The sequence below is a fragment of the Parafrankia sp. FMc2 genome, from assembly GCF_041008525.1.
Classification (GTDB): domain Bacteria; phylum Actinomycetota; class Actinomycetes; order Frankiales; family Frankiaceae; genus Parafrankia.
The window spans coordinates 1-12,328 of sequence record NZ_JBFLUG010000038.1; the positions used below are offsets into that span (position 1 = coordinate 1).

The 12,328-nt window shown below is 73.4% G+C and carries 6 protein-coding genes; 4 read left to right on the top strand and 2 right to left on the bottom strand.

Annotated elements, in window-relative coordinates:
* The 3 genes from AB1460_RS15405 to AB1460_RS15415 all read left to right on the top strand — a co-directional run.
* Positions 1-4,712: SDR family NAD(P)-dependent oxidoreductase (locus AB1460_RS15405; protein ID WP_368961992.1), on the top strand; the 4,712-nt coding region annotated here is incomplete at its 5' end.
* A gap of 154 nt (positions 4,713-4,866) precedes the next feature.
* The gene (locus tag AB1460_RS15410; protein WP_368961993.1) at positions 4,867-6,303 is read left to right on the top strand and encodes a P-loop ATPase, Sll1717 family; all 1,437 of its coding nucleotides are present in this window, start codon (positions 4,867-4,869) and stop codon (positions 6,301-6,303) included.
* Between the two features lie 330 nt (positions 6,304-6,633).
* The gene (locus AB1460_RS15415; RefSeq protein ID WP_368961995.1) at positions 6,634-7,635 is read left to right on the top strand and encodes an alpha/beta hydrolase; all 1,002 of its coding nucleotides are present in this window, start codon (positions 6,634-6,636) and stop codon (positions 7,633-7,635) included.
* A gap of 72 nt (positions 7,636-7,707) precedes the next feature.
* Here the strand turns inward: AB1460_RS15415 and AB1460_RS15420 are convergent, their stop codons facing one another.
* Positions 7,708-7,968, bottom strand: coding sequence for a hypothetical protein (locus AB1460_RS15420; protein ID WP_368961997.1), 261 nt, complete (start codon positions 7,966-7,968; stop codon positions 7,708-7,710).
* A 767-nt stretch (positions 7,969-8,735) separates the two neighbouring features.
* Here AB1460_RS15420 and AB1460_RS15425 point away from each other — a divergent pair.
* Complete coding sequence (locus AB1460_RS15425; RefSeq protein WP_420497279.1) at positions 8,736-9,812, top strand: aromatic ring-hydroxylating oxygenase subunit alpha; 1,077 nt, start codon at positions 8,736-8,738, stop codon at positions 9,810-9,812.
* A 178-nt stretch (positions 9,813-9,990) separates the two neighbouring features.
* On the opposite strand, the gene AB1460_RS15430 is transcribed toward AB1460_RS15425, so the two are convergent.
* Positions 9,991-12,210, bottom strand: coding sequence for an NADP-dependent isocitrate dehydrogenase (locus AB1460_RS15430; protein ID WP_368961999.1), 2,220 nt, complete (start codon positions 12,208-12,210; stop codon positions 9,991-9,993).
* Positions 12,211-12,328 lie beyond the last annotated feature (118 nt).

Sequence of the window (12,328 nt, forward strand, 5' to 3'; positions counted from 1 at the left end):
GCTCGAACACCCCCAGCTCGAACACCCCCGCCGCCGACACGCAGGGCTCCGGCGAGGGCTCCGAGCCGGCGCCGGTGACGGTGGTCCTCTCCGCCCGCGGTGAGGCGGCACTGCGCGCCCATGCGGGACGTCTCGCCGCGCACCTCGGCCGCCATCCCGAGCTGCGCGGTGACGACATCGCTTACACCCTCGCCGCCCGCGCCCAGCTGCCCACCCGGGCCGCGGCCGTCCTCGACGGCCCACCGGCGCAGCGGACGTCCCGCCTGGTCCGGGCGCTGACGGCGCTCGCCGCGGGCCGGACGGCGCCTGGTCTCGTCCAGGGCACCGCCCCGCCCGCACGCCCCGGCGGCCGGGTCGCCCTCGTCTTCACCGGCCAGGGCAGCCAACTGCCCGGCATGGGGCGTGACCTGCACGCCGCCCACCCCGCCTTCGCGCGGGCGCTGGACGCCGCCTGTGCCGCGTTCGACACCCACCTCGACGAGCCGCTGCGCGATGTCATGTTCGCCGCCGCTGGCACCCGGCACGCCGCGCTCCTCGACGAGACCCTCTACACCCAGTGCGCCCTGTTCGCCTACCAGACAGCGCTGACCCGGCTGCTCGGCACGGCCGGCGTCGTCCCGCAGCTGCTGCTCGGCCACTCCGTCGGGGAGCTGACCGCCGCGCACATCGCCGGGGTCTGGACGCTGCCCGACGCCGCGGCGCTGGTCGCGGCCCGCGGGCGGCTGATGCAGAGCTGCCGCGGCGGCGCCATGGCCGCGCTCGGCGCCACCGAGGACGAGGTCCACGCGTCCCTCGCCGGACTGGCACGCCCCGCGGACATCGCGGCGGTGAACAGCACAGCGTCCGTCGTCGTCGCCGGCGACCCCGACGCCGTCACGGAACTGGTGGCCTACTGGGCCGGCCGCGGCCGGCCCACCCGCCGGCTCGCCGTGCGTCACGCGTTCCACTCCGCCCACATGGACCCCGTCCTGGACGCCTTCACCGCCGTCGCCGCGGGGCTCACCTACCATCCGCCGACGGTCCCGATCGTCTCCGCGCTGACCGGCCGGCTCACCGGCGACCCGGCCGAGACGCCCTCCCTCCCGGAGACGCTCCGCCACCCGGGGCCCCTCTGGCACACGGACCCGGCCTACTGGGTCCGCCACATCCGGGAGACGGTCCGCTTCGGCGACGCCGTCGCCCGCAGCAGGCGGGAACATCCGGCCGCCTACCTGGAGGTCGGCCCACGGCCGACGCTCACCGCGCACCTCGACGGCATCCTGGCCGACACCGCCGAACGGCACCCCGGCGGACCGTCAGCCCGCCGCGAGCCGGCGGAGGTGCGGGTGCCCCTGGTGGCGGCCACGGCGGCGAACCGGCTGACCGAGCCAGCCGCGCTGCACACCGCGCTCGCCGCGCTGCACACCCACGGCATCCCGGTGGTCTGGTCCGAGATCAACCATCCGGCGGTTCCCGGTCCCCTGTCGAGTGCGGGTGTGGGGGCCCGCCGGCCGGCCCACTGCGACCTGCCGGGCTACCCGTTCCAGCGGCAGCGCCACTGGATGGGCCCTGCGCAGGGCCCCGTGTCTCCGCCGGCCGGAGCCACAGCCGGAGCCACGGCCGGAGCCACGGCCGGAGCCGGCGCCACCGCCGCCGGCGCAGCCGCGGTCCCGACATCCGCGAACACCGCAGCGGGAGCGGAGACGTCCCGGCCGGGTCTGTCGCGGTACCGCACGCTCTGGCGGGCGCTGCCCGCCTCGGCGGCGGCGCCGCTCGCCGGAACGCCCGGCGTGGCGGCACCGCTGTCCGGCCGGTGGCTCCTGCTCCTGCCCCCGGCCGGGGTGAGTGCCGCCGAGGTCTCCCGCATCGGCTGGATGGTCGAGCGTCTCGGCGGTACCGCGGTCGAGGTCGTGCTGGGGCCGGCGGAGGCGGACGCGGACGCCGACCGGCGCCGCCTCGCCCACCGGCTCCGCGCGCTCGCCCCGTCCACCGGCGTCGGGGGGATCCTCTCGCTGCTCGCGCTGGACCCGACCCCGCATCCGGGGCAGCCGGCGCTCACCACCGGTTTCGCGCTCACCTGCGCGCTGGCGCAGGCGCACCACGACCTGGGACTGCAGGTACCGCTGTGGGTCCTGACCCGCGGCGCCGTCGGGACCGGCCCCGGCGACCCGGTCCGGGATCCGTCCGCGGCGCTCGTGTGGGGGCTGGGGCGGTCGCTGGCTCTCGAGCGTCCCGACGGCTGGGGCGGCCTCGTGGATGTGCCGGCCGACCTGGACGACGGTGCGCTCGCCTGGCTCGGCTCCGCGCTGGCCACCCCTGGCGGCGAGGACCAGTTCGCCGTGCGGACGTCCGCCCTGCTGGTACCCCGCCTTGTCCGGGAGGGCCCGGCACCCGGCCGTGACATCGGTGCCGGCGCCGGCGCCGACGCCAGCCGGGCCGCGGGGCCGCCAGCGGAGCTGCCGCTGGCCGCCGCCGGTACGACCGTGCTGATCACCGGGGGTACCGGTGCGCTCGGCGCCCGCATCGCCCGGGACCTCGCCCGAACCGGGAGCGGCCGCCTCGTGCTGGCCAGCCGCCGCGGACCCGACGCCCCGGAGGCCGCCGCCCTGCGCGACGCGCTGGCCGCGCACGGCACGGAGATCATGGTCCGGCGCTGCGACACCACCGACGGCGAGCAGCTCGCCGCCCTTGTCGACGAACTCATCGGCGACCGGGACGCCCCGTTGGGCGCCATCGTCCACGCGGCCGGTGTCAGCGGGCCGACCGCCGACCTGCACGAGCTCGACCTGGCGCGGATCGCCGCCGTCGTCGCGCCGAAGGCCGCCGCCGCCGAGCGGCTCCACCGGCTCGCCCCCGAGATTCCGCTGGTGCTCCTGTCCTCGATCTCGGCCACCTGGGGCAGCGCGGGCCAGGCCGCCTACGCCGCGGCGAACGCCCACCTTGACGCCCTGGCCGACGCGCGACTGGCCGCCGGCCTGCCCACCGTCTCCGTCGCCTACGGCCCGTGGGCCGACGCGGGGATGGGCGCGGAGCCGGCCCGACGCGACTACCTGCTGCGGCGGGGCCTGCTCCCGATCCCCTCCGACCAGGCTGTGGCCGCCCTGGCTCAGGCGCTGCGGGCCGGGAGCGGCCCTGACGGCGGCGCGCCGACGAAGATCGTGACGGTCGCGGACGTCGCCTGGGATCTGTTCCTCCCCGCGTTCACCGCCGCCCGGACGTCGCATCTCCTCGACGAGATCGCGGCCGAGTCCGGGGTGGCGGCGCCGGATCCGGCCCCCGGTCCGGGCCTGGAGCCCGCGTCGCGGCCGGGAGCAGGAACAGGACCGGGAACAGGTACGGGAGCGGGCGACTTCGGACGGCTGCCGGCCGCGGAGCGCGGCCGGGCGCTGCGTGACCTCGTGCAGGCGGCGGCCGCCGACATCCTCGGCCATGACGACGCCCAGGCGGTCGAGACCGGCCGGCGCTTTCTGGAGCTCGGCCTCGACTCGGTCGCCTCCGTCCAGCTCAGTCGCCGTCTCGCCGCCGCGACGGGGCTGCGGGTGGCCACCACGGCCATGTTCGAACACCCCACCGTCGCCGATCTCGGCGACCACCTCGCCGCGCTGCTCGCGGCCCAGCCCCGTGTCGCCACCACCCGTGAGAGCGGGCCACAGGACCGCGGGGAGCAGGTCGGAGTCCGCGGGCTCTATCGGCAGGCCTGCGCGGACGGCAGGTTCGCGGCGGGGGTCGGGGTGCTGCGCGCCGCAGCCAGGCTGCGGCCGACGTTCACCACCCCCGACGATCTCCCCGGCCGACCGGTACCGGTCACACTCGCCGCCGGCCCGGCGCAGCCGGTGCTGGTCTGCCTGCCGTCGATGGTCGCGCCCTCCGGGCCGCACACCTTCGCCCGGATCGCGCTGCACCTGCACGGCCGGCGGGCGGTGCACGCGCTGGCCCACCCGGGCTTCGGTGACGGTGAGCTGCTGCCCGCCACCGCCGACCTGGTGGTCGACCTGCATGCCGACACGATCGCCCGCCATCTCCCGGACACCCCGGTCGCGCTGGCCGGGTACTCGTCCGGTGGATGGCTCGCGCACGCCGTGGCGGCCCGCCTGGAGGCACGTGGCCTGGCCCCGGCCGCGATCGTCCTGCTCGACACGTGGCTGCCCGGCGACCGGATCCCCGAGGCCGACGTCGCCGAGGAGCTGCGCGGCATCGCCGTGAACGACCAGGCCTTCGCGCTCATGACGGAGGCGCAGGTGACTGCGCAGGGCGCCTACCTGGACCTGTTCGAGGGATGGCGCCCGGGCACGGTCCGGACGCCGATCGTCATGGTCCGCGCGGCCGAGCGCATGCCCCGGCGCGACGCCGAGCCGGGGCCGGCGACCCGGCCCGCGGCGCCCCCGGTCCCCGTCCCGGTCCCGGTCCCGGTCCCGGTCCCGGCGAGCATCTCGAGCCCCGCGAACCTCGAGGGTTCCCCGGGCGCGGTATCCCCGGTTGCCGGCGGTGCCGACGCCTGGGAGCTGGAGTTCGACCTCGTGACCACGGCGGGCGATCACCAGTCGATGATGAACGAGTACGCGCGGTCGACCGCCGAGACCGTCCATGCCTGGCTGAGCAGGCCCGGCCCGGGTGGCGGGCAGGGCGGACGCGGCGGTCGAGCCGGGGCCGGCGGACGCGGTGACCGCGGTGGCCGCCACGGCCACGGCCACAGCGCGGTGTCACGGCCGGTCGGCAGCGGAGCTGCCCGCTAGCCCTTGCGCCATGCCCCGCGCGGGGCATGGCGCAAGGGACACGGCCGAGTGGCCGGACGAATGTTTATCCCGGGTTTCCGAAAGCGCCAGCCAGAATACTCCGCGCTCGTTAGACTCGGTTCACGCAACCCGACGGGGAACATCCGGAGGCAGCGTGCCCGATCTGAGTCGTCTCAACTTCGGTGCGCCGGCGGCCGAACGCGACGTCCGGCGTGGGCTGGACGCGTATTTCATCGAATCCGCCGCGTATCGCAACATGAACGCGGGAACGAAGACGATCCTGGTCGCGAACCGCGGCGCGGGGAAAAGCGCCATTCTCAAGACGATGGCCCACCGCAATCGCGACCGCGGCGAGTCGGTGATCGAGCTCTCCCCGGAGGACTACTCCTACGAGTTTCTCAGCGGGGCCATGATCCGCGAGTCGGAGGGCGCCTGGGCCAAGCTGGGCGCGTACGCGGTGGCCTGGAAGTACCTGCTGCTCGTGCTCATCATGAAGGAGCTGACGAAGCGGCACGGCCGGATCAGGCGCGGCGCCGAGAGCCAGATCTACGCCTACCTTCGCGACAACCACCACGGTGGCAGCGTGACGCCGTTCGATGCGTTCGTGTCCTATCTGCGGCGCATCGAGTCGGTGAAGGTCGGGCGGGTCGAAGGCGGAATCCGGGCGCGGGAGCTGCAGAAACTTTACCGGCTGGAGGAGCTGGACCACCTGTTCGTCCCACTGGGCCGGCTGTGCGCGCGCGCCGGGGTGACCGTCCTCGTCGACGAGCTCGACCGGGGGTGGGACGCGAGCGAGGACGCGCAGGCCTTCGTCGCCGGCCTTTTCCAGGCCTGTATGACACTGAACGACCTCTCCCCGCGCCTGCGGGTCTACATGTCGCTGCGCCAGGAGCTCTACGACAACATTCCCGCCCTGTACGACGACGCGCAGAAGTTCCGCGACCTCATCGAGGTGGTCCGCTGGGACGAGCCGCAGCTGTGGCGGCTGATCGCCTGCCGCATCCGCCACACCGTCCCCGGGCTGACCGCGGCGAGCGACGACCAGTGCTGGGCCGCGGCGTTCCATGCTCCGCGCTGGTCGTTCCGTTTCATCGTCGACCGCTCGCTGCGCCGGCCGCGGGAGATCATCCAGTACTGCAGCCACGCGCTCGACCACGCGCAGCAGGTCAACGGCCGCAGCGGGCTGCGGATCTCCCGCCGCGACATCACGGCCGTGGAGGCCACCTACTCCGGTGAGCGGACCCGTGACATCGCGGCCGAGTACCGGTTCCAGTACCCGGGCCTGTTGAGCGTGTTCGAGGCGTTCCGTGGGCGGCGGGCGACGTGGACCCGGGAGGACCTGGAACTGCTTCTGCTGGACCTCGCCACCGGTTCGGTGCGGATCAGCCGGGAGGCCACCCGGTGGACCTCGGGCCGGGATCCCGACCAGCTGCTCGAGGTGCTGTGGAACGTGGGCTTCCTGCGCGAGTACAGCCCGACGTCCGCCGAGTGGGACGACGGGAACGCCCAGGTGCCGTACAGCTCGACCCGGGGCATGCCGGCGTTCGCCGTGCACCCGATGTTCCGCCAGCACGTCGGCACCCAGGACTGAGCGCACGCCCGCGCCCCGAACCGACCCGAGGCCGAACCGAACCGAACCGGATTGAGGCCAGCGCCCGGGCCCGGGGCCGGGGAGGTCGAGGCCGGGGAGGTCGAGGCCGGGCCAACGCGCCGGCCCGAACCGTGCGCCGCGGCTGTTACGCGCGGCAGCAGGGGTGCCACCGCGCATGTTCCTCCCCCGAGGGGGCCCGGAATGCCGATCCGGCAGATCGGCGGGTTTCACAGTGCCGCGGCCGGGAGGTGGGGCGACCATGGCAGTGGTTGGGAACGCGCCGGGGCGATCTCAGACCGCAGGTGCCCGCCACATGCGCTGGAGGACGCGATGCCCTACCGCTTCGACGCCGAGCTCGCGACGCTGGTCGAGATCACACCGAACGCCGTCCTCGACGACATCACGGCGAGCCGTGCGCGCGCCACCGAACTGATCCTGGCCGCGACCAGGGAGATCGACCTGACCGGTGTCAACATCATGGACACCAGCGTCCCCGGCCCGCCGGACGCCCCGGACGTGGCCGTGCGCATCTACACGCCGCTGATCGGCGCGCGCCCCGCGCCGGCCGTCCTGCACCTGCGCGGCGGCGGTTTCGTCGCCGGCGCGCTCGGCACCGATCATCGGGCGAACATCGAACTCAGCCGGAGCCTTGGCGCCGTCGTCATCGCGGTCGACTACCGGCTGGCCCCCGAGAATCCGTATCCGGCCGCCCTCGAGGACGGCTACGCCGCTCTGCTGTGGATGGTCGGCCGGGCTGACCGGCTCGGCGTCGACCCGGCACGGATCGCCGTGCACGGGGTGCACAACGGGGCGGGTCTGGCCGCCGCGCTGGCCCTGCTCAGCCGCGACCGCGGCGGGCCCGCGCTGTGCTGCCAGTGCCTGGACCGCCCGGAGCTGGACGACCGGCACACCGCCGCCCTGCGGACACCGGAACCGGCCCATGGGGCACGTGGCAGTCACCGCCCGGACCTCGCGGCCCGCTGGGACGCCTACCTGGGCGCGGAGGTCGTCGGAACCGACGAGGTGCCGGCCTACGCCGCGCCGGGCCGGGCCACCGATCTGCGCGGGCTCCCGCCGGCGTATGTGGCGGTGGTGGAGGGCGACCGCCTGCAGGACCAGGGCGTCGCCTACGCGGACGCGCTGCGCGCCGCGGGCGTGCCCGTCCAGCTGGGCCGCCAGTCGGGCGCGATGCCGGGGGCCGCGCCCGGCCGGTGCACCAGTGCACCGGGCGGTCGCCGCCGGCATCGCGGCCCGGTGGCGGCCACCGGGGTGGGCCGCGAGCGGGACGAGAAGATCACGTTCCTGCGCGCGGCGTTGAACATCCGGTACTGAGACGACAGTCGCTTCGCGGCGGCGCGGGTGCCCCGTACGCGGGGGCGGCGCGCTCGGCCGCGACGAGAGCGCTCAGCCGCGGCTGGTGTGGTGGGAACGGTCGGAGTGGCCGGCGTCCGCGTCGGTGCCGCGCGCCTGGCGCGGGACGTCCGGCGTCGACGCCGGGAGCGAAGCGGTGTGCCGGGTGTAGATGGCCTGGATTTCCTGCCGCAGCGTCGGCGAGACGTCTCCGGACTGGAGGATCTCGTTGAACAGGTACCGCTCGCGGCGGACGGCGCGGCGGGCGGCGAGCTTCCGGTACAGACCGGAGCGGTCGGAGAGGTGAAGGTTCACGGCTGCCTCCTGGCGACGTGTCCACAGAACGGCCGAATTTCCGCCGTCACCATCAATAATGACCCAGAAAGGCGCAGCAGTCCCGTTCCTGAGCGTGACGTCGGCCGCATTCGCGAGGGCTGGACGCGCCAGATGTAAGCCACGTCTATGCCGTGGGACACATTGCTGGAAAGCAGTCGTGCGCAACCACGGGAAATCGTGACGCCGATCACCGAAAGCGTTTCCGTGACTGGCGTCACGCGTTCTCGCTAATCCCCCGACAACAGGGCCGCGACGCCCCGGCGGGCGGCGCCCGGCGTTGTCCACCGCCCTGGCGCCGGCCGGCCCGGGCGCCCGGGCCGGCCGGCGCCCGCCCCCCGCAGTGCACGTGACCAGCGCCACACCGACCGCGGCCCGCTGTCGGCGAGCGGACTGACCCCCGCGGGACGACGGACCGTGCCACAGGTCCCGGCACAACGGGACAGTCACCTCTGGCAGACCGCCGGGAAGCCCACACAGGCCCGCCTTACCACACCTTTGATCACCACTCCCATCAGACAAGTCCGTGACGCTGTGGAGCGCCCGGCCTTCGGTGTCGCCATGGTGACTTAGCCCGGGTAATGCCCGTTGGTGGTAGCCACATACAATTCGGTCTATCTGATCCCATCCCGCCGCCCCGGGCGCGCGGGATGCCGACGCATCCAATTAGGAGGGCTCACATCGACCGCCACGAGCTCGTCGATCTCACGCGACGGGCGCTGAAAATAGCTACCGACAAAACCACCGACATGACGCCGGCGGAGGGTGGTGTGCCGGCCACGGCCTATACCGGCCAGGAGCAGTTCGAAAGAGAGCGCGAACTCGTCCGGCGCTCACCCCAGCTGGTCGGCTACAGCTCCGAGCTGCCGACCGCCGGGAGCTACAGCACAAAGACGGTCATGGACGTCCCCGTGCTCCTGACCCGCGGTGAGGACGGGATCGTTCGCGCCTTCCAGAACATCTGCGTCCACCGGCAGGCCCAGGTCGCCTCCGGCTGCGGCACCGCGGAGCGCTTCGTCTGCCCGTGGCATGCCTGGACGTATGACGCGCGCGGCGAGTTCGTCGGCGGTCCTGGTCGGGAGGGTTTCCCGGCGACGCTGAACGGCCGGGCCCGCCTCACCGAGCTGCCCGCCGCCGAGCACTCCGGCTTCCTGTGGGTGGGGCTGGACCCGCAGGCCGGCCCGCTGGACATCGACACCCACCTGGGGCCGCTCGGCCCGGAGCTCGCCTCCTGGGGCATCGGGAACTGGGCGCCGGTCGGCGAGAAGGTGCTGGACGCACCGGTCAACTGGAAGCTCGCCCTCGACACCTTCGCGGAGAGCTATCACTTCGCCACGGTGCACAAGGACACTTTCGCCCAGATCACGAAGAGCAACTGCGCGCTGTTCGACTCCTACGGACCGCACCACCGGTTGATCTTCCCGATGAAGCACATCACCGACCTCGCGAACCAGCCCGAGGAAGACTGGGTGCCGCTGAACAACTTCGTACTCATCTACGCGTTGTTCCCGAACATCGTGCTGTCGGTGACCGTCGCGAACGGCGAGATCTTCCGGGTGTATCCGGGTGACCGTCCCGGCCATTCGGTGACCGTGCACCAGAACGCGTCGTCCATGGACTGCAGTGACGAGGCGACCGCCGAGACGGCGCGGACGATCTTCGACTACGCGCACGACGCCGTGCGCGACGAGGACTACGCTCTCGCCGCCCGGGTGCAGGAGAGCATGGCCTCCGGCGCGCGGGCGGACATCGTCTTCGGCCGCAACGAGCCGGGGCTGCACCACCGCCACGAGTCCCTCGCCGACGCGCTGGCCGCCGACCGCTGACCGCCGCCCGCAGGGCACTGGCCGCCGCCCGCAGGGCACCCGGCCGCGCAGGCCGCCGGCTACCGACCGGCGGCCGCAGGACGTCGCGTGACCGCCGGCTGCCGGCTACCGGCCGGCGGCTGCAGGGAAAGGGCCCCGCTGATCCGGGGCCCTTTCCCTGGATGTCCCGCCCAGCTGGTCAGACGAGGGTGGCGATGGCGTCGTTGAAGGTCTTCGACGGACGCATCACCGTGGTGGCCTTCACCGGGTCGGGCTGGTAGTAGCCGCCGATGTCGGCGGGCGAGCCCTGCACCGCGAGCAGCTCGTCCACGATGGTCTTCTCCTGCGAGCTCAGCGTCTCCGCGAGCGCGCTGAACGCCTGCGCGAGCGCCGGGTCGGCGGTCTGCGCCGCCAGCTCCTGGGCCCAGTACAGCGACAGGTAGAAGTGGCTCCCCCGGTTGTCGATCCCGCCGACGCGGCGGGTCGGCGACTTGTCCTCGTTGAGGAAGGTCGCGGTGGCCCGGTCGAGGGTGTCGGCCAGGACCTGCGCGCGGGCGTTGCCGGTGGTCTGCGCGAGGTGCTCGAAGCTGACGGCCAGCGCCAGGAACTCGCCGAGGCTGTCCCAGCGCAGGTAGTTCTCCTTGACCAGCTGCTGGACGTGCTTCGGCGCGGAGCCGCCGGCGCCGGTCTCGAACAGGCCACCGCCGTTCATCAGCGGCACGACCGAGAGCATCTTGGCGCTGGTACCCAGCTCCAGGATCGGGAACAGGTCGGTCAGGTAGTCACGCAGCACGTTGCCGGTCACCGAGATGGTGTTCTCGCCGCGGCGGATGCGCTCCAGCGAGAAGGTGATCGCGTCGACCGGCGCCTTGATCTCGATGGTCAGGCCGGCGGTGTCGTGCTCGGGCAGGTAGGCCCGGATCTTCGTGATGAGCTGGGCGTCGTGCGCGCGGGTCTCGTCCAGCCAGAACACCGCCGGGTCCCCGGTGGCGCGGGCGCGGGTGACGGCGAGCTTCACCCAGTCGCGGATGGGGGCGTCCTTCGTCTGGCAGGCACGGAAGATGTCGCCGGCGCTCACCGCCTGCTCCAGGACGACGGTGCCCGCGGCGTCGACGAGACGCACCGTGCCGGTGGTCGCGATCTCGAAGGTCTTGTCGTGGCTGCCGTACTCCTCGGCCTTCTGCGCCATCAGGCCGACGTTGGGCACCGAGCCCATGGTGGCCGGGTCGTAGGCGCCGTGCGCGCGGCAGTCGTCGATGACGGCCTGGTAGATGCCGGCGTAGCTGCTGTCCGGCAGGACGGCGAGGGTGTCGCCCTCGGCGCCGTCCGGGCCCCACATGTGGCCGGAGGTGCGGATCATCGCCGGCATGGAGGCGTCGACGATGACGTCGCTGGGCACGTGCAGGTTGGTGATGCCGCGGTCGGAGTCGACCATGGCCAGGGCCGGGCCACCGGCCAGCTCGGCCTCGAAGGAGGCCTTGATCTCCGGGCCCTCGGGCAGGGCCTCCAGGCCCTTGAGGATGCCGCCGAGACCCTCGTTCGGCGTCAGGCCGGCGGCGGCGAGGGTGGCGCCGTGCCGGGCGAACGTCTCGGGGAAGAAGGCGCGTACGACGTGGCCGAAGACGATCGGGTCGGAGACCTTCATCATCGTGGCCTTCAGGTGCACGGAGAACAGCACGCCCTCGGCCTTCGCCCGGGCGACCTGCGCGGTGAGGAACTCGCGCAGCGGGCCCACCCGCATGACGGAGGCGTCGACGACCTCGCCGGCGAGCACCGGCACGGACTCGCGCAGCACCGTGGTGGTGCCGTCGTCACCGGCCAGCTCGATGCGCAGCGTGCCGTCGGCGGCGATCACCGCGGACTTCTCGGTGCTGCGGAAGTCGTCGGCGTCCATGGTCGTGACGTTCGTCTTCGAGTCGGCGGACCAGGCGCCCATGCGGTGCGGGTGCGACTGGGCGTAGCCCTTGACCGAGGCGGGGGCGCGGCGGTCGGAGTTGCCCTCGCGCAGCACCGGGTTGACCGCGCTGCCCTTGATCCGGTCGTACCGGGCGCGGATCTCCCGCTCCTCGTCGGTCTTCGGGTCGTCCGGGTAGTCCGGCAGGGCGTAGCCCTGCTGCTGCAGCTCCACGACGGCCGCCCGCAGCTGCGGGATCGACGCCGAGATGTTCGGCAGCTTGATGATGTTCGCCTCGGGCGTCTTCGCCAGGGCACCGAGCTCGGCGAGCGCGTCATCGATGCGCTGGGACGGGTCGAGGTGCTCCGGGAAGCTGGCGATGATCCGCCCGGCCAGGGAGATGTCCCGACTCACGACGCCGACCCCGGCCGTCGACGCATACGCCTGCACCACCGGCAGGAACGAGTACGTCGCCAGGGCGGGCGCCTCGTCGGTCTGCGTGTAGATGATCACCGAATCAGTCACCGATACTCCGCTTCGCGTCTACTACTTCGTGTCGTATCAAGGTATGCCCTGCCCGTCCCGTGCCCGGGCGGCGGACATGGACGCGTGTGGCACAGCTCGTCCGCCTCCCCGCCCCGGC

Coding starts and splice junctions, on each gene's coding strand:
- AB1460_RS15415 (WP_368961995.1), top strand. CDS start 6,634: ATGCCCTACCGCTTCGACGCCGAGCTCGCGACGCTGGTCGAGATCACA.
- AB1460_RS15425 (WP_420497279.1), top strand. CDS start 8,736: ATGACGCCGGCGGAGGGTGGTGTGCCGGCCACGGCCTATACCGGCCAG.